This window comes from Halosegnis longus, from assembly GCF_009663395.1.
Classification (GTDB): Archaea; Halobacteriota; Halobacteria; order Halobacteriales; family Haloarculaceae; genus Halosegnis; species Halosegnis longus.
Map to the genome: position 1 here is coordinate 500,170 of NZ_QKNW01000001.1, position 22,753 is coordinate 522,922.

The window sequence follows — 22,753 nt, forward strand, 5'->3', positions numbered from 1 at the left end:
ATCACTACCACATTGGCCTATCACTGGCACAGCGTCGGGTGTACTCACCGCAGACTCTCGGTGCGTGCCCGTCGTCGTACTCGTGGGGGACTCGATTATGCCCCGCTCTGGCCGGACGGAAACAATTTCAGTCTCGGACGCGGTCATTCAACGAATGAGTGATGTGGCCGATGACCGGGTTTATTATGTTATCAGCGACCTCCACATCGGCGGCGACGAGCAGCTGGAGGAGGTCGAGTTCCGCGAGGAGCTGCTGGAGTTTTTACAACGGCTGGAAGAGACCGACGAGAACGCCGAACTGGTGATTAACGGCGACGCGTTCGGGCTGTGGGAGTTCACGACTGTCGACGGCATCGAGAAGTTCGACACGCTGGAGGAGGCGTATCCGACGCTGTTCGAGCAGTTCCGTCGGACGGGAGCGAACGTCCAGATTACGCTGCTTCCGGGCAACCACGACCACGAACTGGCCGCGTACGACGAGTACGTCGAACGGTTCGGTGCGTACAACGTCGACCTCGTCCAAGACGAGTCGATTTCACGCCGCGTCGGAACGCAGGCGATTCACTTCGAGCACGGCCACCAGCAGGACCCAAATAATCGAATCGAAGACTGGGGGAATCCACACGCGACGCCGCTCGGCTACTTCTACAACACGCTCATCACCAGCCGTGCCGGCCAGCTGTCCGACCGCGGGCGGTACAACTGGCTGCGGGATGTCCAGACGGTCACCCCGACCGAACGAATGCCGATCTGGTTGTTCTCGAAGTACTTCTATCGCGAGATGAACCCGCTCCTTCGGTACTCGCTCGTGCCGTTTCTACTGTTGTTCAACGTGAGTGCCGTCTTGGCAGTGCTCGCCGCCCTCGATTTGACGGGCGTCTGGTCGATGCCCGTCGCACAGGCCAGCGCATTTCTCGGGCAGTTCGGCTGGACCGGAACTGCGATTTGGTTCCTGTTCGCCATCAACGTGGCAGTGACCGGCCTCCTCCTACTGATTGGGATTCCGCTGTACTTCCTCCGCAGGGACGTTCGCAAGACCATCAATCGGTTCGGCGTTTTTGAGACCGCACTGACCGTCGACACTGAAGCACCGTACGAGGAAGCCGCCCGTGAGGTGTTCGACGACCGGCCGGAGACGGCGGTGTTTTGCTACGGCCACACCCACCGCCCATCGGTTCGGGAGGTCGACGGCGGCCTGCTGGTCAACACCGGTACGTGGCTCAAACGGCTCCACCGACGCGACGGGATAATCGGGCTTCTGCCGCCGGTGTTCTATCCGTCGTACCAGTTGACAGCGGTCCGCATCGCCAGCGAATCCGAGGGCGTCTCCGTCGAGTATCAGACGATCAGGAAGCCGAGTCCGGCAGCCGAGGAGCTGACGCTTACCGAGCGTCTCCTTACCATCGGTCGAGGGCCAGACTTTGCCGTCCCCGACCGGCACGTCGTGGAAACGGAGACCGAAGAGTAGCTTCAGAGCGACCGACTGGATTCGGACGGTCGTTGCACGCCTCCGTCGAGTCCAACCCAACGGAATGAGTGACAGTACCGGACGAGCTACCGGCCAAACCGGAATCAGACTCACAGGCTCGTCTGATAGGATTCGGACTATCGTCCGAATCTCCGCTGACGGTCCTGGTACTCCCGGAGCGCGCGCAGATACTCCCGTTTCCGGAAGTCGCGCCAGTTCACGTCCGTGAAGTACAGTTCCGAGTACACCGACTGCCAAATCATGAAGTCAGAGAGCCGCTCGGCTCCCGTCTTGATGAGGAGGTCGGGCGCCTCGGGGAACAGCAGTCGGTCCTCGATGGTCTCCTCGTCGATATCCTCGGGCGCGAGGTCGCCGTCCTCGACCGCCTCCGCGACGCCCCGAACGGCAGTAGCGAACTCCTCGCGCCCGCCGAGCCCGATAGCGACCTGGACGGGCGCGTCGGCCGGCGTGTCGTCGTCGGGACCGCGAATCGCCATCTTCCGAGGGACATCGAGTGATTCCAGCGAGGTGCGCAGCGTCGGAATCGCGTCGGCGTCGAGCACGCTGACGGAGACGGTGACGCGGGCCGCGCCGTAGTCGAACGCCCACGCGAACAGGTCGGTGAGCGTGTCGTACGCGCCGGGTTCCAGCAGGTCCCGTTCCGTGATGACGAGCGCGACCTGTGCTGGCAGCGGGGCGTCAGCGAGCCGGAGCCGCGCCGAGAGATACCGGTCGTACAGTCCCACGGCCGTACTCCCGCGTCGCGTGGCGTAAATCTCGTGGTCTCCCGCCAGCGTTTTTATCGAGAGCCGGCGAACCCCGAGTATGCTTGATGACCTGCTCGGCCGGACGAAGCTGAAAGAGCGAATCGAGGAACTCGAAGAGCAGGTCCACCACCTCGAACGCGAGCGCGACGCCGAAAGCGAGCGCCGCAGCGACGCCGTCGCCGCCAAACAGGAGGCCGAGCGCGAACTGAATCGCCTGCGCGACCGCATCGCCGACCTCGAGGGGCGCGTCGAGGAGGAGGGCGACGATGAACGGGAGTTCCGGCGGACGGAGACGCTCACCGGCGACCGTCGCGACGAGGTACTCGCGCGGCTCCAGCGCGTCGAGACGGATCGGGAGGGCGCGCTCACGGCCGTCGTCACGGACGAACACGACGTTCCCGAGGCGGTGCGCGCGCAGTTCGGCGACCGCACGCCGCTCGTCGCGCGGGCCGCGCCGTGTGTCGTCTACGCCGACGACGCCGACCTCGTGAACGTGGCACTGCGCCCGGCACTCGTGCCCGAGGAGCGCGTCGCGTGGAGCGAGTCGTTCGACGTGGACGAGTCGTGGTTCCGGCCGACCGGCCGGTTCGCGTTCGCGCTCGTGCGCTCGGACCTGTTCGCGCTCGGCGTGTACGAAGACAGCGAGCGCGTCTCGCTGACCGGCTTCACGACGGACGTGAAATCCGACCACTCCAAGGGCGGCTTCTCGCAGGGGCGGTTCGAGCGCATCCGCGACGGCCAGATTCGCGACCACGTCAGTCGGTGTCGCGAGGCGATTGCCGAGACAGATGTCGAGAGACGCTACGTCGCCGGCGAATCCACGCTGTTGGGGGAGTTCGACGCCGACGCGACGGCGAGCGTCGACGCGACGGGCAAGCCCGAAGCCGCACTCGACAGCGCAGTCCGGGACTTCTGGAGCGCGCGGCTGTTCGCGCTGTGAGCGATAGCGAGATTTTTGTCCGGCGCTTCAGTCTGTGAGACTATGACACGACGGATTGCGGTACTCGCTCACGGCGGGTTCCCCGACGGCGCGAAGACGGCCACCGGCGTTCTCCGGTACGCCGACGCCGAGGTCGTCGCCGTGCTCGACCGCGACATCGCGGGCGACGACCCAGACGCTCGCATCGCCGACCACCTCTCGGGCGTGGCCGACGCGCCAATCGTCGCCAGCAGCGCCGACGCCCCCGAGTTCGACGCGCTCGTCATCGGCATCGCACCCATCGGCGGCGGCTTCGACGAGACGTGGCGCGCGGACGTGACCGACGCCATCGAGTCCGGCGCTGACGTGGTGTCGGGACTCCACTACTTCCTCGCCGACGACCCGGAGTTTGCCCGCCTCGCCGGCGAGCACGACGTGGAACTGTGGGACGTGCGCCGTCCACCCGAGGATGTGACCGTCGCGGAGGGTATCGCACGCGAGCTCGACACCGAGATTATCACGACCGTCGGCACGGACTGCTCGACGGGGAAGATGACGACCACCCGAGAACTGTACGAGGCGGCCGTCGACCGCGGCGTCGACGCCGGCTTCATCCCCACGGGACAGACGGGCATCATCATCGAGGACTGGGGCATCCCCATCGACCGCACGGTGAGTGATTTCACCGCCGGCGCGGTCGAGCGCATGGTACGCGAGCGCAGCGACCACGACTACCTGTTCGTCGAAGGACAAGGGAGCATCGTCCATCCGGCGTACTCGCCGGTGACGCTCGGCATCCTCCACGGCTCGATGCCCGACTCGCTCGTGTTGTGTCACGAGGCGGGCCGCGAGGCGATTCACGGCTACGAGGAGTTCGAGATACCGAATCCCGGCTACGTCGCCGAACTGTACGAGTCGCTCGCGGAGTCGGTCGCCCCGACGGAGGTCGTCGCCGGCGCACTCAACACCGCCCACCTCACCGAGAGCGGGGCTGACGACGCCAAGGCCCGCTACCGGTCACAGCTCACCGCACCCGTGGCCGACCCGATTCGCGACGGCGTGGACGAACTGCTGGAGGCGGTTCTGTGAACGCCGAGTTCGAGCGCGTCACGATGGCGCTTTCCGAGCCGTTCGAAATCGCGCGCGGCGTCCAAACGGAGAGCGAGAACGTCGTCGTGGAACTCACCCACGAGGGGGAGACGGGCGTCGGCGCGGCCGCACCGTCGACCCACTACGGCGAGACGGCCGACACGGTCGAGGCGGTTTTGCCCCGGCTGTTCGACGTTCTGCCGGCGGACCCGCACGATATCGACGCGGCACACGCAGCGATGGATGAAGCTGTCGGAGAAAATCCGGCGGCGAAGGCGGCCATCGACATCGCGATGCACGACCTCGCGGCGACGCTGCACGACCTTCCACTCTACCGGTATCTCGGACTCGACCCGAGTTCGACCCCGACCTCCTCGTTCACCGTCGGGCTCGCGTCGACCGCAGAGATGGCCCGGAAGGCCGAGGCCGCGAGCGACGCCGGCTACGACGTGTTGAAAGTGAAGCTCGGCACCGACAGGGATACCGAGATTGTCGAGACGCTCGCCGAGACGGCTCCGGACGCCCGGCTTCGAGTCGACGCGAACGAGGCGTGGACGCCCAAACAGGCGATTCGACTGTGTCGGAAGCTAGAGGGTCTCGTCGAGTTCGTCGAACAGCCCGTCCCGGCGGCAAATCCCGACGGCATGCGACGCGTGACCGAGCAGTCCCCGCTCCCGATTGCGGCCGACGAGTCGCTCGTCGACCCCTCGGACGTGCCCGCCGTCGCCGATATCGCTGATATCGCGAACGTGAAGCTGATGAAATGCGGCGGGATTCGCCCGGCAATCGAGGCGTTTCACGCCGCCCGCGCCCACGGGCTGGAGACGATGCTCGGCTGCATGATCGAGTCGAACGCCGCCATCGCGGCGGGGGTCCAGCTCGCGCCGCTGCTCGATTACGCCGACCTCGACGGGGCGCTCCTGCTCGCAGAGGGGACAGACCCGTTCGACGGTCCGCCGGTCCCGTCCCTCGACCCGACGGGCGTCGTGGGCACGGGTGCGCGCCGGAACTGATTTTTACTGGTCGTCGGTGTCACCCGTATGGGCCACTACGAGAAGCTCGAACGGATGTATCTCTCCTCGCCGACCAGCGAGGACTACGACGCCGATATCGACATCACCGAAGGGGAAGCAACGGTGACCGTCCCGGTACAGGAAAAGCAGTTCCACGCCGCCGGCGGCGTCCACGGCTCGGTTTACTTCAAAGTGCTCGACGACGCGGCTTTCTTCGCCGTGAACTCCCTCATCGAGGACGTGTTCGTGTTGACGACGAACTTCAACGTCCACCTGACGCGGCCCGTCTCGGAGGGGGAGATTCGCGCCGAGGGGCGGGTCGTCAACGAGAACCCCCGACAGCTCATCGGCGAGGCGGTCGCGTACGACGACGACGGCAACCAGATTGCCCGCGGCTCGGGGACGTTCGCGAAGTCGAACTCGGAGCTGCGGCCGGAAATCGGCTACGAGTAGCCGGGCGACGGCGAGACCGCCGTCGTCTGCTGGTCGGCGTCGAGTGTCGGGGCCGCGCTTCGAGCTCGGCAACCGCCCCGGAGCCGACCGGGTCCCGCAAGCGACGTGGTCGGCCGGCGTCGCCGGTGCTGGCTCGCCCCGCACTTCGCTCGTCGGGCGAACAGAGCGTGGGAAGTTCTAGCACGCGGCGCGCTCTCTAAACGCTTATACGGCGCGTCCGGCTTCACGAACACATGAGCGACGTGACGGTCACGCTTCCCGACGGCTCCGAGTTGACGGTGCCCGAGGGGTCGAGTGTCGAGGACGTAGCATACGAAATCGGTCCCGGACTCGGGGCCGACACGGTGGCGGGGGTCATCAATGGCGACCTCGCAGACAAGCACGACGAGGTCGAGGACGGCGACCGGCTCGTCATCGTCACCGACCAGAGCGACGAGTATCTGCAGGTGTTGCGCCACTCCGCGGCCCACGTCTTCGCGCAGGCCCTCCAGCGGCTCCACCCCGAGGCGAAACTCACCATCGGGCCGCCGACCGACGACGGCTTTTACTACGACGTGACGAACGTCGACCTCGACGAGGAGGACCTCGCGGAAATCGAAGTCGAGATGGAAGAAATCATCGAGGCCGACTACGACATCGAGCGGGTCGAACGCTCGCGTGAGGACGCGCTCGCGACCTTCGAGGACAACGAGTACAAACGCGAGATTCTCAACGACGAGGCCGCAGACGCAGACACCGTCTCCTTCTACGTGCAGGACGACTGGGAGGACCTCTGTCAGGGGCCACACGTCGAGTCGACGGGCGAGATCGGCGCGGTGAAGCTGCTCAACGTCTCCTCGTCCTACTGGCGCGGCGACGAGGACAACGACACCCTCACGCGCGTCCACGGGACGGCCTTCGAGTCGGAAGGCGACTTGGAGGAGTTCATCCAGATGCGCGAGGAGGCAGAAGAGCGCGACCACCGGAAGATCGGCTCGGAGATGGACCTGTTTTCGATTCCGGACCACTCGCCCGGCTGTGTCCACTTCCACCCGCCCGGGATGGCGATTCGCCGCGAACTGGAGGAGTATATCCGCGCCAAGAACGACGAACTCGGCTACGAGGAGGTGTGGACGCCCGAACTCAACAAGGCGGAGCTGTGGAAGCCGACGGGCCACTACGAGAACTTCACCGAGAACGGTGAGATGTTCAACTGGGAGCAGGACGACACCGAGTACGGCCTGAAGCCGATGAACTGCGCGAACCACGCGCACATCTACGACGACACCACCCACTCGTATCGCGACCTCCCGATTCGGCTCTCGGAGTTCGGCACCTGCTACCGCAACGAGCAGTCTGGCGAGCTGTCGGGACTGCTCCGCGTGCGCGGGTTCACCCAAGACGACGGCCACGCGTTCATCCGCACGGACCAAATCGAAGGCGAGATTCGCGACGCGCTCCGCATCGTCCAGACCATCTACGGCGACTTCGGCTTCGACATCAGCTACAAGCTGGAGACCCGCGGCGAGGGAGCCGTCGGCAGCGAGGCGGTATGGAACAACGCGACGGACGCGCTGAAGGCCGCGATGGAGACGGAGAGTCTCGATTACGACATCGAGGACGGCGAAGCCGCCTTCTACGGGCCGAAAATCGGTATCGACGTGCACGACGCCATCGGCCGCGAGTGGACCGTCGGCACCATCCAGCTCGATTTCAACATCCCCCGCGAGCTCGACTTGACGTACGTGGGCGAGGACAACGACGAACACCACCCGGTGATGGTGCACCGGGCGCTGCTCGGCTCCTTCGAGCGGTTCATGGGCGTGTTAATCGAGCACTTCAAGGGGAACTTCCCGACGTGGCTCGCGCCCGAGCAGGTCCGGATTCTCCCCATCTCGGAGGACCAGCTCGGCTACGCCCACCGCGTCAAAAACGAGCTCGGCGACCACCGCGTCGAGGTCGACGACCACGACTGGACCATCGGCCGGAAGATTCGCGCGGCCCACGACGACCGCGTGCCGTACATGCTCATCGTCGGTGGGAACGAGGCCGAGGCCGGCACCGTCTCCGTGCGCGACCGCTTCGAGAACGAGCGCGACGACGTGGCGACCGACGAGTTCGCCGCCCACCTCGAGACTGAAATCGAGTCGCGAACGATCGAGCCGGACTTCATCGCCGACAGCGAGTCCACCGAGTAGCCTACGCCTCGGGATCGTCGTCCGCTCTGAGCATGAACGGGCCGGTCGTCAGCGTCCGCTGCGTGATGGTGACGATACGGAGCACGTAGGAGACGAGCAACAGGAACGGGAGAACCGCGAGTGTCACCGCGGCCGAGACGCCGAGCAGGAGATTCGAGACGCCGAGCGTCGCCCCCGGGATGTCGCCTGTATCGACGAACAGGAGCACCGCGACCGTGACGCCGAGTGCCGGCACGGCGGCCGAGAGAATCACGCGAGAGAGCCGGACGAGTTCGTTCTGGAAGTAGAGCCCGCGGACGTGTTCGCGGGCCGGGCCGAAGAACGTGAGCGCGTCGATGAAGGCGTCGAGCGCCTCGGTTCCCTCCTCGGTGAGCGCGTCGCCGTGCTCGCGGCGGAGCCGCCGGGCCTGGTGGACGCGGTAGGCGTAGTTGTAATCGAGGGCGGCCCGCAGCGCCGAGAACTCCAGGTAGCGTGCGCCTTCCAGTTGGGCGGCGACGGTGTCGGCGTTGGCGTCGTGTTCGCGGGTGAACTGCGCGACGCGCTCGCCGGTGATGCCCTCGGTGACGGTCTCGCGGAGCGTCTGTGCGCGGGCGTTCGTCTCACCGAGCAAGGCGCGCAGGAACTGTGCCGGCTCGGCGGGGGAGACTCCACCGAGCAGTTCCTCCACGTCGCGGCGGAAATCGAGGGAGTCGCCGAGTCGCGTGCGGTGGTCGTCGAGGGTTCCGAGCTGCTGGGACAAGACGAGCTGGTCGATGGTGACGACGAGCGTCACGCCCGTGATGATGCCGGTAATGAGCCCCTCGAACACCGTCTCGACGGGGTCGGAGCCGGACATTACCACGCCGAGCGGCGAGGGGTCGAGCGTGCCGACGAGGATGAAGAAGGCGAACAGACAGCCCGCGAGCAGCCCGGCGACGGCCCACCGGTTCCCGTCGAGCAGGAGCCAGCGGCGCAGCCGCGTCTGTCCACCGGTCCGGGCCGTCCCGTTCGACGCCTCGGTCATGCGAACCCGTTCGCGGGCGGACGCGAAAAAGTGGGGTGGCGCGGCGTCAGTCGTCGGTGCCCCGGAGGATGAACGGGCCGATCGAGAGGGTGTGTTTCGTCACCGTCGCGATGCGGAGCACGTACGACAGCAGGATGGCGAAGGGGACGAGTCCGATTGTCGCGCCGAGCGCGAAGACGAACACCAGCCCGTCGACGCCGAACGCGGCGGCCTCGAACGTCGCGACGTTGAAGTACGCCACCATGAACAGCGAGACGACGAGGGCCGGAATCGCGGCCGTGAGAATCGTCCGCGACAGCGCCGTCAGCTCCCACTGGAAGTAGAGCGTCTTGAAGTGTTCACGCGCGGGCCCGAACAGCGTCAGCGTGCGCCGCAGCGAGTCGAGCTGGTCGCTGGTCTCCTCGTCGAGTCGGTCGCCGAACTCGGCGTCGATGCGCTGGGTCTCGTACACCTTCCACGAGTAGTTGAAGTCCAACGCGGCGGACACCACGTCGAACTCGCCGAACGAAGCTCCGTCTAAGTCCTCGGCGACGGAGTCGGCGTTACCGACGATGCTCTCGGTGAGCGACTCGATTGCCTCGCCGGCCTCGCCGTCGGGCGCGTTCTGGCGGAGCGCCTCAGCCTGTTCGCCCGCCGTGCGGACGAACGAGCCGAGAAACTGCGCGGGCTGTGCGGGCGCGACGGTGGTGTCAAGCACGTCGGCGGCGTCGCGGTGGAAGGTGACGGCCCCGTCCATCCGGTCGCGCTGGTCGCCGACAGCGCCGAGCTCCTGGGATAAGACGAGCTGGTTCAGCGTCAACACGAGCGTCACGCCGGTGATGGTGGCCGTGAGCAGCCCCTGGAACATCGTGTCGACGGAGTCGGTCTCGCGGAGCGTCACCTCCGCGCCCGGATACGCCTCACCGGCGACGAGCAGCGTCAGAAACACCAACAACAGCAACACACCGGCGACGACCCGACGGTCGGCGTTCATCACCAGCCACAGCCGCCACTTCCCTTCGTCTGCACGCTCGCGCAGCGTGTCGTCCGGTCGGTTCTCCTCGTCCATGTCGCTACTCCAGACGCCGACGAGAAAAAGCCCGGCCTACTTCGACTCGTCGTCCTGCAGCTCCGCGAGTTCCGCCTCCACGTCCGCGTCCGACGACTCGGTCGCGTCGAGGTCTTCGAGCGCGTCGTCCTCGGTCTCTGTCGTCTCGGCGCTCGATTCGCTTTCGGTCTCCACGCCCTCCTGCTGGCGGAGCGTGTCGAGTTCGGACTCGATTTCGGCGTCGGCACGCCCGCTGTCGAGTTCCTTCTCGATGTCCGAGCGGTCGTCCATCGCGTTCTCCAGCGCGCCGGAGCCTTCGAGTTCGTCCATCGCCTCGGCGCGGGCCTCCATGTCTTGGGTCTGTTCGCGCGCCCGCTCGATGGAGCGGGACACGTCTTCCATCTCGTCGCCCGCGCCGGTCATCGCCTCGGAGACACGGGTGCTGGCCTCTGCGGCCTCGTAGCGCGCCTTCATCGTCTCCTTTTCCGTCTTGAACCGCTCGATCTGCTGTTGGAGTTCGTCCTTCTTGGAGACGAGGTTGTCCTGCGTCTGCTGGAGGTCGGCGATCTGTGTCTCCAGGTCCTCGATTTGGCTCATCTTGCTCTTCTTTTTTTCCAGTGCGCGCCGCGCGAGGTCCTCGCGGTCCTGCCGGACGGCTTCACGCGCCTGCTCGTTGTGTTTCTCGACGTTCTCCTCGAGCCGGCGCTTCTGGATTTCGAGCCGTTTCTTCTGAGTCGTCAGGTCGGCGATGCCCTGTTTCACGTCCTGCAACTCGTCGCGCATCTGCTCGTAGGAGTAATCGAGCTGTTCGCTGGGGTCTTCCGCGCTCGAGATGAGCGTGTTGAGCTTCGACCGGATGACGTACGACGCCCGCGAGAGGATTCCCATACCATCCCTATGTGTCGGACAACTAAAATCCTCAGCACCGGCCGCTACGACCGCCAGTACGAGGAGGTGAGCAACACGAGCACCGGGATAATCTCGAGTCGTCCAATCCACATCAGGAAGGTCATGAGCAGTTTCGAGGGGACGGGGAAGAACTCGTACGAGCCCATCGGTCCGAGCCGACCGAAGCCCGGCCCGACGTTCCCGACGGTGGAGGCGGCGGCGGCGATACCCTCAAACGCGCTCAGGTCGACCCCGGTGCGAGCCGCATCGAGCATCAACAGCGCCGCGCCGAAGCCGAAACAGAGCATATAGACGAGCGTGAACGTCTGGATACCACGGACCGCACGCTCGTCGATTGCGTTCCCGCCGAGCCGAACCGGCGAGACGGCCTCGGGGTGGACCGAGGTGAACAGCTCTCGTTTGATGCTCTTGATGATGACAATCCACCGGACGATTTTGATACCACCACCGGTTGATCCGGCGGAGCCGCCGACGAACATCGCAAACAGGAGGAGATACTTCAGCGGCTGTGACCACGCGTTGAAGTCGATGCTCGCGTAGCCGGTCGTCGTCACCATCGCGAGCACTTGGAAGATGGCGTGGCGCAGCGACGCCTCGATGTCGCCGGCGATACCGGAGTAGAAGTCGAGGGCACCCGGTCCAACGTCGGCACCACCGGTGAACAGCAGGGCCGCGAGGACGACCGAGAACACGCCGATGATACCCGAGTACGCACGAAACTCGATATCGTTGAGCAGCGCGCGCGGCTCACCCGAAAGCAGCCGCCACGTCAGCGCGAAGTTGACGCCCGCCGCGAACATGAACGGGATGATGAGCCACTGGACCGCCGCCGAGAACGCCTCGATGGAGCGCGCCTCGGGCGAGAAGCCGCCGGTCGGCATCGTCGTCAGCCCGTGGGCGACGGCGTTGTACGCGGCCGCGGCGTGGTCGGTGCCGGCCACGAGATTATCCATCGCAGGCGCGAGTCCGACGAGATGGAAGACGAAGAGCAGGACGATTTCGAGGGCGGTGATGCCGGCGTAGACGAGCCAGAGGACGCGGGCCGTCTCGGCGATGCGAGGCGTGAGCTTCTCGATGCCGGGGCCGGGGGCCTCGGCGTCCATCAGCTGTGCACCACCGACGGAAAGCTCAGGGAGGATGGCGATAGCGAGCACGACGATACCCATCCCACCGAGCCACTGGGTGAGCTGTCGCCACAACAACAGCGCGTGGGAATGTTGCTCGAAGGAGATATCCCCCATGACGGTCGCGCCGGTCGTGGTGAAGCCGGACATCGACTCGAACAGCGCGTTCACCGGATGGGCGAGCGTGCTGTCGGTTCCCATCCCGGCGATGAGATACGGAAGGGTGCCGACGGCGGCGATGGCCAGCCACGTGAGCGCGACCATGAGCAGCGCTTCGCGCCCGCCGAGGTCGGGGTCGGGGTCAAGCTGTTCGATAGCGAAGCCGAGGAGAAACGTCGCGACGACGGCGATAGCGAAGGTGAGGATATCGTCGCCGTACAGCAGGGCGACGACGAGGGGGACACACAGCGGGACGGCGAGATACTTGAGGACGCGCCCGGTCAGGGCGACGCTGGTCCGCCACTCGACGCGGACGCCCCCACCAGAGCCGATACTCAGGAGTGACACGGCGGGTCAGACTTGCGGCGTGAGCAAGAATCCATCGTCTCTCTACGACCGCCAGAATCGCGGCGTCAACAGGACGAGCACGGGAATAATCTCGATTCGACCCACCCACATCAACACCACCATCGCCGTCTTGCTCACCGTAGGAAAGTCGGCGTAACTCCCGTAGGGGCCGGCCGCGCCGAATGCGGGCCCGATGTTGAGGAACGTCGACGCGGCCGCACTCATCGCGTCGAACTCACCGACGGCGAGTCCAGACCGCGTCGAGTCCACGACAACGATGACCGTCAACAACACGAAGATGACGATGCTCAACAGGATGTACATCGTGGTGTCGTGGACCGTCTCCTCGTCGACGATGTCGCCACCGAGTCGCACCGGGCGGATGGCCTCCGGGTGGAGTTCGGTGAACAGTTCCCGGCGGAACGACTTCACCACGACGAGCCAGCGGAACGTCTTGATGGAGCAGGTGGTCGAGCCGGCCATCCCGCCGACGAACATACACAAAAAGAGGACGTGTTTGACCGCCGGCGACCAGAGGTTGAAGTCGACGGTCGCGTAGCCGGTCGTCGTCAGTATCGAGACGACCTGAAACAGCCCGTGGCGTATCGTCGGCTCGGCGCCGGTGAACTCGCCGTCGATAGCGAGGATTGCCGTCGCGAGCGCAGTCACGCCGGCGACGAGCAGCGCGTAGAAGCGAAACTCCTCGCTCTCGCGCAGGGCTTGCGTGCGTCCCTGCGTGAGCGCGTACAGGATGACGAAATTTGTCGCGCCGACGAACATGAACAGCGTGATGAGATACTGGGCGGCGGGCGCGAACGCGCCGACGCTGTCCGGCTCCGGCGAGAAGCCGGCGGTCGCGAGCGTGGTGAGCGCGTGCGACACGGCGTTGAACGGGTCCATGTTCGGCGCGATATCCAGCAGAAACAGCAGGTACAACAGGACCGCGAGCAGGAGCGTCAACCCGACGTACAGCGAGCCGAGGAGCCGTGCGGTGCGTGACATCCGAGGGGCGAGCTTCGTGAGGTCCTCGGTCTGCGTCTCCGTCTCCATCAGCCGTGCGCCACCGACGGAAAGCTGCGAGAGCAGGCCGACGGCGAGCACCAGAATACCGAGCCCGCCGAGCCACTGGAGCAGCTGTCGCCAGAACAACAGCCCCCGTGAGTGCGCCGAGAAGTCGTCGATGACGGTCGCGCCGGTCGTCGTGATGCCGGACATCGACTCGAACAGCGCGTTCAGCGGCGACGTGAACACGCCGGTGCCGGCGAGCAGGAACGGGATGCTCCCGACGAGGGCGACAGCCAGCCAGGTGAGCGCGACCATCAGAAACGCTTCGCGGGGGTACAGCTCCTGTTGGGGGAACCGTTCGAGCGCGAAGCCGGCAAGCAGCGAGCCGGCGGCGGAGATGAGAAACGGCGTCGGCGGTTCGGCGTAGACGACGGCGACGAGTGCGGTGACCGCGAGCGGGACCGCGAGGCCCTTCAGGACGGCACCGACGAGACTCACACTCGTTCGCCAGTCGACTCTCATAAAACGCCGGTGACGGCGTCGACGGCGCTGGCGCTGGCGAACACCACCACGTGGTCGCCGGCTTCGAGGACCGTGTCACCGCGGGGCGTCGTGAGTTCGCCGTTGCGCGTGATTGCGCCGAAGACGACACCGTCCGGCAACTTACCGGCCAACTCGCGGATGGTACAGCCGACGGCGTCGCCGGCTTCGTCCACCTCGAACTCCAGCACCTCGGCGCGGTTCCCCTCGATGAGGGCGATATTCTCCGCGTGGCGGCCGCGCGTGAACCGCGTAATCTCACCGGCGGTCGCCTTCCGGGGCGAAACGGCCACGTCGACGCCGACCGCCTCGAAGATGTCCGCAAACTGGACGGTGTCGACGACCGCGACGGTTCGGTCGGTGCCGAGCCGCTCGGCGAGCAGACACGCGAGGAGGTTCTGTTGGTCGTTCTCCAGCGTCGAGATGAGCACGTCGGCGTTGCCGACGTTTTCGCGGTCGAGGAACTCGCGGTCGGTCGCGTCGCTTTGCATCACGGTCGTCCCCGGCAGTTGCTCGGCGAGCCAGCGCGCGCGGTCGGGGTCGTGTTCGACGAGTCGGGGCGAGAAGCCGCGGGATTCGAGCAGCTTCGCCGTCTGATAGCCGACCTCGCTCCCGCCGACGATGACGATGTCGTCGGGGCCGGTGCGCTCGGGCGCGATGGCGGCGCTGAACGCGCGGGTCGAGTCGGGACTCCCGATGACGATAACGTCGTCGTCGGCCTCGATGCGGGTCTCCCCCCGCGGAATGATGATAGCGTCGTCGCGGAGGATGGCCGCGAAGGTGAGCGAGTCGAAGCGGTCTGCTTCCTCGATGGTTTGGCCCGCGACGGGGCTTTCTGCCGGAATCTCGAACTCGGCCATCTGGACGACCCCGTCTGCGAAGGTGTCCACGTCCTGTGCGGTGGCGAGGCCGATGACGCCGGTGATGGTCTCGGCCGCGAGCAGGTCGGTACACACCATGAAATCCGCGCCGAAGACGCGGGAGCCGCGCTCCCACGTGCGGAGATACTGCGGGCTCTTCACGCGGGCGATGGTGAACACGTCCGAGAACACGCTCGCCGTGCCGCAGGTGACGATGTTCGTTCGGTCGTCGTTCGTCGAGGCGATGAGCATATCCGTCTCCTCGATGCCCGCCTCTTCGAGCGTCTCCACGTCGCTTCCGTCGCCCTTGACGCCGAGTACGTCTTCGCCGTAGCTGATTGACTCGACCTGTCCGCCGTCGATGTCGACGACCGTGACCTCGTGGTCGCTGGACAGATCGGCGGCGATACTGGAGCCGACCTCGCCCGCTCCGACGACGATTACGCGCATCTGTCCGGACCTCTCATTACCTGGTACTCACTCGCCCGCGATAAGTGGATTTTCATCCGAGAGCGAGGGCGTTCTGGTATCTGTCGGGACCATAGACAAATTATATAAGAGTGTGGGCTAACTACGTTAGCTACAGTCGGACAGTCAGGCGTCGTGTCGAGCTGTGCCCCTCGACACGTCGATACGGCACGCGGTGGTTCGACTCGGGGTCAGGGTCCGAGTCGGCGACGACCACCGTGTACCGTCGTTACCACCCCTCGACCGGAGCCAATGACACGAATCTCAAAACGGCAGGACAAAACCGACGCACAGACAGACAAACAGACCGACGACATCGACCCGGAGAACCTCGTCCGGACGGCCAACGGCGAGTTGATGGACGAGGAGACCGGTCTCATCGTCGAAGAGGACAACATCGACCGCGGCCCGGAGTGGCGCGCGTTCTCACACCAGGAACAACAGCAGAAGTCCCGCGTCGGCGCGCCGACGACGCGCACGATGCACGACAAGGGACTGACCACGAACATCGACTGGCAGAACAAAGACGCCTCGGGCCGCACGCTCTCACAGGAAAAGCGAAGCCAGATGCAGCGGCTCCGAACCTGGCAAGAGCGCATCCGAACCCAGGAGAGCGGCGAGCGCAATCTCCAGTTCGCGCTCTCGGAAATCGACCGGATGGCGAGTGCGCTCGGCGTTCCGCGGTCGATTCGCGAGGTCGCCTCCGTCATCTACCGACAGGCGCTCGACCGCGACCTCATCCGCGGGCGCTCAATCGAGGGCGTCGCGACCGCGTCGCTGCACGCCGCGTGCCGACAGGAGTCGATTCCCCGCTCGCTCGACGACATCACGGAGGTCTCACGCGTCGAGCGGCGCGAAATCGGCCGGACGTACCGCTACATCTCACAGGAACTGGAGCTGGCGTTAGAGCCGGTCGACCCCAAGTCGTATCTCCCGCAGCTCGCGAGCCAGCTCGAGGCGAGCGACGAGATTCAACAGGAGGCGGTCCGAATCGTCGAGAAGACGACCGAGCTCGGGCTCCACTCCGGAAAGTCGCCGTCGGGATACGCGGCCGCCGCGCTGTACGCCGCCTCGCGCATCGTCGGTCCGAAGCTGACACAGCGTGCCGTCGCCGACGTGGCAGACGTGACCGTCGTGACGATCCGCAACCGGTATCAAGAACAGATGGACGCGCTCGACGTGAGCGTCACCCACTAAACCCCGACCGTGCTACGGTCGTCGCGCGTGACACCCTTTCCTCCCCCCAGTTTTAATTCATCGCCGGTAGTTCCGTGAGATAGCCGACCGACACGTTGACGACTGCGTCAGGGGCAGCGTGATTACGTCGGTACGGCCCACACCCTGCAGGTGTGGCGGTCGTTGCGGCTCGCACCTCGGTGTGGGCTGGACGCCGGCGGTCGCGGGACGGCCGCCGGACACGCGACCGGTTTTCACCAGTGGTTCAGTGCTGTCGAGCGTCGCGGCCGTACCAGTAGACACCGACGGCGAGCACGGCGAGACTACACGTCGTCGCGACCAGACTGCTCGCGGACAGCGAGATACCGACGCCGATGCTCCCGGTCGCGATGGCGACAACCGAGAGTGTCCCGACCGGCCAGCGGCTCCTCGTGTCGGGCCACTCGACGTCGCGTGACATGTTCGTGTGGAAGCCGCGACTGCTACTAAAATAGTGGGCGGCGTTTCAGTTTCCGAAACCGAGGAGCGACAGGGTTGCCACTGGCGACCGAAGAAAGCGGAAGGAAATTCGCCGGCTTAGGAGTCGCCGAACATCTGGCGCATCATCGGGTGCATCTCCATCATCTGCTCTTCTGCGATCTCCTCGTACAGCTTGTACGTGATGGAGACGGTGAGCAGCAGTCCCGTGCCGGAGACGTTACCGATGGTCCCGAGCATGTTCGCCATCACGGCGAGTGCGCCGACGAGCGCACCGCCGATGACGGTGACCTGCGGGATGTAGCGTTCGAGTACCTTCTCGATGACGCCGGGCGACTGCCGGAACCCGGGAATCTGCATCCCCGAGTTCTGAATCTGCTGGGCGGTCGCCTCCGGTCCCATGCCGGTGGTCTCCACCCAGAAGATGGCGAATATCGCGCCGCCGATGACCATGAACGTCAGGTCGATGCCGATACGCAGGAACACCTGCCACAGCTCCACCGGCAGGTCGGTGATGAAGAACATCCAGTCCTCGTAGTTGTAGATGGGCGCGACGTAGTAGAAGAACCCATCAATCGCTTGGCCGTTGGAGTTGAAGTCTCCGAGCCAGGTCGGCATCCCGTCTCCCATCTGAGAGTGGATGATGCGACCGAGGAACTGCAGGTTCGTCTGGAGTGCGCGGACGAGAATCATCGGCAGGACGGACGCGTAGATGAGCTTCACGGGGAAGCGACCGCGTGCGCCCTTGACCCGCGCGTGCGAGAGCGGAATCTCGACGCGGACGGACTCGGCGTAGACGACGACCACGAAGATGAACACCGTGGTGAACAAGAACAGGAGCTGTCCCTGTTCGAGCAGGAGTCCCTGTAGTCCAGCGCCGCCGAGCACCGACCCGAGATTCGCGTTGGTGAAGATGATCTGATACCAGCCGAAGAGGAAGCCGCTCTGTCCGGTGATATCCGGAACGCCGAAGAAGCCACCGACGAGTCGCTGGCTGATGCCGGCGATGATGAACAGCCCGACACCGGAGCCGACGCCCCACTTCGAGATGACCTCGTCCATGAACAGGATGAGGAGACCGCCGACGAAGATCTGGGCGAACATCAGCCACCTGACGCCGCCGAGACCGATGCCGAGGCTGTTCGCGACGGCGTCGCTGGCCGGCAGGAAGTTGCCGGCAAACACCATCGGCAGCCCGGTCAGACAGATCATCACGACCACCAGCAGCTTCTGGAGCCCCTGGTACAGCACCTGGTCGCGCGGGTCGTTCGTGTCCAGCCCGAGCAGGTTCGCACCGCCGAGCAGCTGCAGGACGATGGATGCCGTAACAATCGGGCCGATACCCAACTGCAGAATGGTTCCCTGTCCACCCGCGAGGATGGAGCGGAACTGACCGAACGCGTCTGAACCCTGCCCCGCGAGGCCGTAGACGTAGACGTTCGTCAGGAAGAAATACAACACGAGCACGCCTGCCGTCCAGGCGAGCTTCCGGCGGAACGGCACGTGGCCCTCTGGCCGGGTGACGCCCGGCATTCGCGTGAGCAGCGGTTCTGCGGTCTCCTTCCAGCCCATTTTACTCTCCTTGCTCGTCGTCGTCGGCTTCCTCGGCTTCTTCGAGCAGTTCCTCGCCGAGTTCCGTCAGGACGGCCTCGCCGCCCGCGGCGTCGAGGGCGTCTGCGGCGTCGTCCGAGAAGGCGTCAGCGGTGACGGTGAGCGCCGTGTGACACTGGCCGCCGCCGAGCACCTTCACGCGGTCGACGTCGTTGCGGCCGTCGACGACATCGCGGGCGTCGACGGCGTAGCCGTCGTCGGTCTCCTCCGCGACGCCGTCGGCCGCGAGCAGGACGATATCCTCGTCCAGCTCGCGGAGGTTGACGGTCTCGACGACGCGGTCCGTCTTCTGGGGCCGCTTGAAGCCGTGCTTCTGTCGAGGGGGATACAGATTCTTCTCGTGTTTCTTGCGACCGGCGCGACCGCGACCACCGCGGTGGCCTGCGCCGCGTCGCTTCTTGTGCGAGCCGCCGCCGTGCGTGCGCGAACCACGCTGTCGTCGTTTCTTACTCGTCATTATCGCATCGCCTCCAGGAGCGAGTCGAGCGCTTCGGTCTCCTGTTTGCCGAGCATCCCACCCTCCTTGCCGGGGTGTTTGATGCCGTCGTGCCCGCCGCGTGGCGGGTGGAGTCGGAGCGTCGGGGAGAGTCCCTGCTCTTTGAGCGTCGTCTCCTCGTCGACGAGGGCCGACGCGAGCGCGTCGATGTCGTCGTACTCCGTGTTCGATTCGACCCAGTCATCGTCGATGTCGGCCTCGCCCTTTGCGGGCTCGGCGCGCTTCGCGATGAGCAGGGCGACCGTCTCCTCAGACGGGGTCCCGTGTGCGACCCAGTCGTTCACCTTGGTAATCATGCCGCGGTAGGTGTCCGTCTCGGGGACGAACGTCAGGTGGTTCACCTTGTGCAGATTCAGCATCGAGAGCGTGTCCCGAACTGCGTGGCTCTGATTCACCTCGCCGCGGAGTTGCACGATTGCTTCCATTACTCGATCACCTCACGCTTCTCGAAGGCTCGCTGTGGGACGCGGGCCTCGCTGGTCGCGCGAAGGGCGTTGAACGTCGCCTTCGCGAAGTTGACCGTCGTCCGGGTGTTGCCGGACGAGCGAGTCCAGATGTCTTCGATGCCGGCGAGATCGAGGACGTGTCGGACGGTCTCACCGCCCGCGAGTCCGAGCCCGCGCGGCGCGGGACGGAGTTCGACCTCGACGGAACCGGCCTTGCCGGTCGTGCGAAGTGCGACGGTGTGGGGACGCCCACAGCCACACTCCCACGACCCGCAGCCGCGCGACACGTCGATGACGTTCAGCTTGGCCACCTCGATGGCCTTCTGGATTGCGCCGCCGACCTGCTCGTCGCGGCCCTCGGCGTAGCCGACGAAGCCGTCGCGGTTCCCCACGACGACGACACACCGGAACTTCACCCGGCGGCCGGAGTCGGTCATCCGCTGGACCATGTTGATATCGAGCACCTCGTCGTCCATCCCCGGGAGGAGCTGGTCGACGATTTCGGGCTCCTTCAGCGGGAGTCCGCTGTTCAGGGCCGCCCGCATGTCGGTGATCTCGCCCTCTACGACCTTGTTTCCGAGCCGCGTTCGCGGCTCCCAGCCTCTGTCGCTCATTCTAGTAGTTCCTCACGGAGTTCGTCGAAATGCTCGGGCAGTTCGGTGGCGTCGAAGTCGCCGCTGTAGAGACCGCCCTCCTGCTCGGCGTAGTCGGCGATGTGGGTGCCGCGCGTGCGGTCCCAGTCGGCGAACACGTCGTCGTTGTGGGGAATCTCCAGACCGGCGTCGATTGCGCCCTCCTGCACCGCGAACACCTTGTTGCCGGGCGTCGCCGTGTTGAGGCCGATATCGAGCACCGCCTCCTCGACGCCCGCCTCGACGGCGCGCGTACCGAGCAGGAGCCCGGTGAGGTACGCCGCCGGCAGATTGCCGGTGGGTGCCTCCCAGCCGTACTCGTCGAGGTCCTCGGAGGTTGCCTCGACGACCGTTTCGTCACCGTTCTGTCCTCGCGTGACCAGCTGCGCCGTAGTGTGCTGGTTGCTCTTGCGGGCGACCAGCCGGGGTTTCCCGGATTTCAGCAGGCGCAACCTCTGATGGTAATTCGTTCGTGCCTCGCGGCGACGCCGCATCGGCACTTTGTATCGTGGTCCGGTTGCCATTGTTAGTAGTTGTTCTCGATGTATCGTTCGAGGTCAGCGACGGAGTCGAACTCGCCACCGGACGCCATGTCGTAGACGTCGCGGTAGGTGGAGCGGTCGATGTCGCCGTCCTCGCGGAGCTGTTTGAGTGTGGAACGCTGGGCGCGGATCTTCGACTGCCACGCCTCTTTCTCGTTTTGTCGACCGCCGGCTTTCCCCTTGCGGGAGCCGGCACCCTTCTTGTGACCGTAGGCGCGCTTTGCCGCGCGCTCGCGGGCACGGCCGCGCGAGTTGGACTTGGCGTCCTCCGCGCGAATCGCGCCCTCGTCGATGAGGTCACGGACGTCGTCGCGGGTAATCGCGTCCGCGAGGTCCTCCTGTCGGTCGGGGTCGAGCCAGATGCGGTTCTTGCCGACGTCGAGGATGTCGGCGGCGAGTCGCTTCTGTGCGGTGAGGTCACTCATTCACTTCCACCTCCTCGTAGGTCGGGTTGAGAACGCGAATCTCGCGTTCTTCAGCCACGTCTTCGATGTCCTCGCGCTTGCGACCGCCGACGGTCGACCCGATGCGGACGGCCTGCGTGTCGCCGTCGACGTCCTCGAGGTCGTCCACGTTGTGGACGTGGACCTCCTCGAAGCCCGACGGGTGCAGTCCGCGCGCCTCAACCGGCGAGCGGAAGCCCGCCTCGACCTTCTGTCCCTTCCCCTTGATGCCACGGCGCTGCTTCGACAGCGCGCCGCGGGGCTTGCGCCACGAGGTCGGGGTGCGCTTTTTCTTGTGGTAGTCCTGTCGGTTGAACTGCGGCGTGGAGACGCGGCTCCGCTCGCCGAGCAGTCGTTCGGTCTCCTCGTCGAGCTCGGGCGTCTTGTCCGCGTGCCCGCGTGCGACGAGTTCCGTCTCGACAGTCGTTTCCTCTTCGTCCGGCTCGGAGTCGCTCTCGTCTTCGACCTCCGCCTCGGTCTCCTCTTCGACTTCGAGACCGCCGACGTCGGCCTTGATTCGGGCCGCGAGGGCGTTTCCGATACCGTCGATGTCGGCGAGCTCAGACTGCGAGGCGCGTCGCACGTCCTCGACAGTCTCGAAGCCCGCGCCCTCGAGGGCCGCGGCCTTCGCGTTGCCGACACCGGAGATGTCTGTCAGCTCTTGTGGTTCGTCGTCTGCCATCAGGCGTTACCTCGTTCCGGTTCGCTGGTGATGTACACGCCGTCTTGGAAGACGCGGGTGTCTTTCCCAGAGACGCGTGTTCGCTGTTCGATGTCCGCGGCCGTCTGGCCGACGTCCTCGATGCTGGGGCCGGAGACGGTGAGCTCCTCACCGTCGACGGAGACCTGCGTGTCGCCGTGGATGGGGACACGCCGCGGCTCCCGCTCGCCGATGAAGTTCTCGATGACGACGGTGCCGTCCTGCACGGAGACCTGCATCGGGAAGTGAGAGTAGAAGACTTCCATCTCGTACTCCCACCCGTCGGTGACGCCCTGAACCATGTTCTGGACGTGGCTCGCGAACGTGCCGACGGTGGCGTTCGTCTTGGCGTCCGACTCCTCGGACGCGATGACGACGTCGCCGTCTTCGATGTCGACGCTGATGTTCGGATACCAGAGCCGGCGCGTGACGGAGCCGTTCGGCCCCTCGACTGTCACGTCGAGGTGGTCGATGCTCGCGGTCACGTCGTCCGGCACGGTGATACGTTCAGTAGACATATGCAATCACCTGTCCGCCGATGCCCTGTTCGCGGGCCTCGTAGTGGCTCATCACGCCGTGGCTCGTCGTGACGACGAGCGTCCCGTAGTCGCGGGCGGGGAGGAACCGCTTTTCCCACTTCTCGTAGTCGTCCGCGGTCACGGAGTAGCGCGGCTTCACCGCGCCACAGGCGTTGATGGAGCCTTTCAGTTCGACCTCGAAGCGGCCGGCCTTCCCGTCGTCTACGAACTGGAAGGTGTCGACGTACCCGCGGTCTGCGAGCACTTCGAGCACGGAGCCGATTTCGTTCGAGGCGGGCTCTACTGTGTGGTCGAGATGGCCGACGCTTTCCGCGTTGTCGATACCCGAAAGCGCGGCGGCCAGTGGATCGTTTGCTGTCATG

At 65.6% G+C, this 22,753-nt stretch carries 24 protein-coding genes; 7 read left to right on the forward strand and 17 right to left on the reverse strand.

What is annotated here, in order from left to right:
- Positions 1-154 precede the first annotated feature (154 nt).
- Positions 155-1,468, forward strand: coding sequence for a metallophosphoesterase (locus tag DM818_RS02725; protein WP_153952271.1), 1,314 nt, complete (start codon positions 155-157; stop codon positions 1,466-1,468).
- Positions 1,469-1,605: 137 nt separating this feature from the next.
- Here the strand turns inward: DM818_RS02725 and DM818_RS02730 are convergent, their stop codons facing one another.
- A complete protein-coding gene (locus DM818_RS02730) occupies positions 1,606-2,214 on the reverse strand; it encodes an undecaprenyl diphosphate synthase family protein (protein ID WP_123123871.1) in 609 nt (202 codons plus the stop codon).
- A 79-nt stretch (positions 2,215-2,293) separates the two neighbouring features.
- On the opposite strand from DM818_RS02730, the gene DM818_RS02735 reads away from it, so the two are divergent.
- From DM818_RS02735 to thrS, 5 genes are all read left to right on the forward strand, one after another.
- The gene (locus DM818_RS02735; RefSeq protein ID WP_153952272.1) at positions 2,294-3,175 is read left to right on the forward strand and encodes a Vms1/Ankzf1 family peptidyl-tRNA hydrolase; all 882 of its coding nucleotides are present in this window, start codon (positions 2,294-2,296) and stop codon (positions 3,173-3,175) included.
- 42 nt (positions 3,176-3,217) lie between these two features.
- Positions 3,218-4,243 carry a DUF1611 domain-containing protein gene (locus DM818_RS02740; RefSeq protein WP_153952273.1) on the forward strand — a complete coding sequence of 342 codons (1,026 nt, stop codon included), beginning with the start codon at positions 3,218-3,220 and terminating at the stop codon, positions 4,241-4,243.
- 23 nt (positions 4,244-4,266) lie between these two features.
- Entirely contained in the window at positions 4,267-5,256 is a 990-nt protein-coding gene (locus tag DM818_RS02745; protein ID WP_153952686.1) for a dipeptide epimerase, read from the forward strand.
- Positions 5,257-5,283: 27 nt separating this feature from the next.
- Entirely contained in the window at positions 5,284-5,709 is a 426-nt protein-coding gene (locus tag DM818_RS02750) for a PaaI family thioesterase (RefSeq protein ID WP_233571930.1), read from the forward strand.
- A 233-nt stretch (positions 5,710-5,942) separates the two neighbouring features.
- On the forward strand, positions 5,943-7,886 hold the full coding sequence (thrS, locus tag DM818_RS02755; RefSeq protein ID WP_153952274.1) for a threonine--tRNA ligase: 1,944 nt from the start codon (positions 5,943-5,945) through the stop codon (positions 7,884-7,886).
- A 1-nt stretch (position 7,887) separates the two neighbouring features.
- On the opposite strand, the gene DM818_RS02760 is transcribed toward thrS, so the two are convergent.
- From DM818_RS02760 to trkA, 6 genes are read right to left on the reverse strand one after another with little or no spacing between them, the layout of a single operon-like run.
- Positions 7,888-8,889 (reverse strand): hypothetical protein, encoded by a 1,002-nt coding sequence (locus DM818_RS02760; protein ID WP_075938192.1) that lies wholly within the window; start codon positions 8,887-8,889, stop codon positions 7,888-7,890.
- Between the two features lie 46 nt (positions 8,890-8,935).
- Positions 8,936-9,937 (reverse strand): hypothetical protein, encoded by a 1,002-nt coding sequence (locus tag DM818_RS02765; RefSeq protein ID WP_075938191.1) that lies wholly within the window; start codon positions 9,935-9,937, stop codon positions 8,936-8,938.
- 36 nt (positions 9,938-9,973) lie between these two features.
- Positions 9,974-10,804 carry a PspA/IM30 family protein gene (locus DM818_RS02770; protein ID WP_075938190.1) on the reverse strand — a complete coding sequence of 277 codons (831 nt, stop codon included), beginning with the start codon at positions 10,802-10,804 and terminating at the stop codon, positions 9,974-9,976.
- Positions 10,805-10,848: 44 nt separating this feature from the next.
- Positions 10,849-12,447, reverse strand: coding sequence for a TrkH family potassium uptake protein (locus DM818_RS02775; RefSeq protein WP_394329550.1), 1,599 nt, complete (start codon positions 12,445-12,447; stop codon positions 10,849-10,851).
- 51 nt (positions 12,448-12,498) lie between these two features.
- A complete protein-coding gene (locus DM818_RS02780; protein WP_123123868.1) occupies positions 12,499-13,983 on the reverse strand; it encodes a TrkH family potassium uptake protein in 1,485 nt (494 codons plus the stop codon).
- On the reverse strand, positions 13,980-15,311 hold the full coding sequence (gene trkA, locus DM818_RS02785) for a Trk system potassium transporter TrkA (protein WP_153952275.1): 1,332 nt from the start codon (positions 15,309-15,311) through the stop codon (positions 13,980-13,982). The genes DM818_RS02780 and trkA overlap by 4 nt, the downstream gene beginning before the upstream one ends.
- Positions 15,312-15,581: 270 nt before the next feature.
- Here trkA and DM818_RS02790 point away from each other — a divergent pair, with 270 nt between their 5' ends.
- Complete coding sequence (locus tag DM818_RS02790; RefSeq protein ID WP_123123867.1) at positions 15,582-16,526, forward strand: transcription initiation factor IIB; 945 nt, start codon at positions 15,582-15,584, stop codon at positions 16,524-16,526.
- 244 nt (positions 16,527-16,770) lie between these two features.
- Here the strand turns inward: DM818_RS02790 and DM818_RS02795 are convergent, their stop codons facing one another.
- From DM818_RS02795 to DM818_RS02840, 10 genes are all read right to left on the reverse strand, one after another.
- Entirely contained in the window at positions 16,771-16,965 is a 195-nt protein-coding gene (locus DM818_RS02795; RefSeq protein WP_075938186.1) for a hypothetical protein, read from the reverse strand.
- Positions 16,966-17,081: 116 nt separating this feature from the next.
- On the reverse strand, positions 17,082-18,554 hold the full coding sequence (gene secY / locus DM818_RS02800; RefSeq protein ID WP_075938185.1) for a preprotein translocase subunit SecY: 1,473 nt from the start codon (positions 18,552-18,554) through the stop codon (positions 17,082-17,084).
- Between the two features lies 1 nt (position 18,555).
- Complete coding sequence (locus DM818_RS02805) at positions 18,556-19,050, reverse strand: uL15m family ribosomal protein (protein WP_075938184.1); 495 nt, start codon at positions 19,048-19,050, stop codon at positions 18,556-18,558.
- Positions 19,050-19,514 (reverse strand): 50S ribosomal protein L30, encoded by a 465-nt coding sequence (locus DM818_RS02810; RefSeq protein WP_153952276.1) that lies wholly within the window; start codon positions 19,512-19,514, stop codon positions 19,050-19,052. The genes DM818_RS02805 and DM818_RS02810 overlap by 1 nt, the downstream gene beginning before the upstream one ends.
- A complete protein-coding gene (locus DM818_RS02815) occupies positions 19,514-20,149 on the reverse strand; it encodes a 30S ribosomal protein S5 (protein WP_123123866.1) in 636 nt (211 codons plus the stop codon). Before DM818_RS02815 ends, DM818_RS02810 begins: the two co-directional genes overlap by 1 nt.
- On the reverse strand, positions 20,146-20,691 hold the full coding sequence (locus tag DM818_RS02820; RefSeq protein WP_075938181.1) for a 50S ribosomal protein L18: 546 nt from the start codon (positions 20,689-20,691) through the stop codon (positions 20,146-20,148). Before DM818_RS02820 ends, DM818_RS02815 begins: the two co-directional genes overlap by 4 nt.
- A gap of 2 nt (positions 20,692-20,693) precedes the next feature.
- A complete protein-coding gene (locus DM818_RS02825) occupies positions 20,694-21,134 on the reverse strand; it encodes a 50S ribosomal protein L19e (RefSeq protein WP_075938180.1) in 441 nt (146 codons plus the stop codon).
- Positions 21,127-21,834 carry a 50S ribosomal protein L32e gene (locus DM818_RS02830; RefSeq protein WP_075938179.1) on the reverse strand — a complete coding sequence of 236 codons (708 nt, stop codon included), beginning with the start codon at positions 21,832-21,834 and terminating at the stop codon, positions 21,127-21,129. Before DM818_RS02830 ends, DM818_RS02825 begins: the two co-directional genes overlap by 8 nt.
- Positions 21,834-22,370, reverse strand: coding sequence for a 50S ribosomal protein L6 (locus DM818_RS02835; RefSeq protein WP_075938178.1), 537 nt, complete (start codon positions 22,368-22,370; stop codon positions 21,834-21,836). The genes DM818_RS02830 and DM818_RS02835 overlap by 1 nt, the downstream gene beginning before the upstream one ends.
- Positions 22,360-22,752 carry a 30S ribosomal protein S8 gene (locus tag DM818_RS02840; protein WP_075938177.1) on the reverse strand — a complete coding sequence of 131 codons (393 nt, stop codon included), beginning with the start codon at positions 22,750-22,752 and terminating at the stop codon, positions 22,360-22,362. The genes DM818_RS02835 and DM818_RS02840 overlap by 11 nt, the downstream gene beginning before the upstream one ends.
- Position 22,753 lies beyond the last annotated feature (1 nt).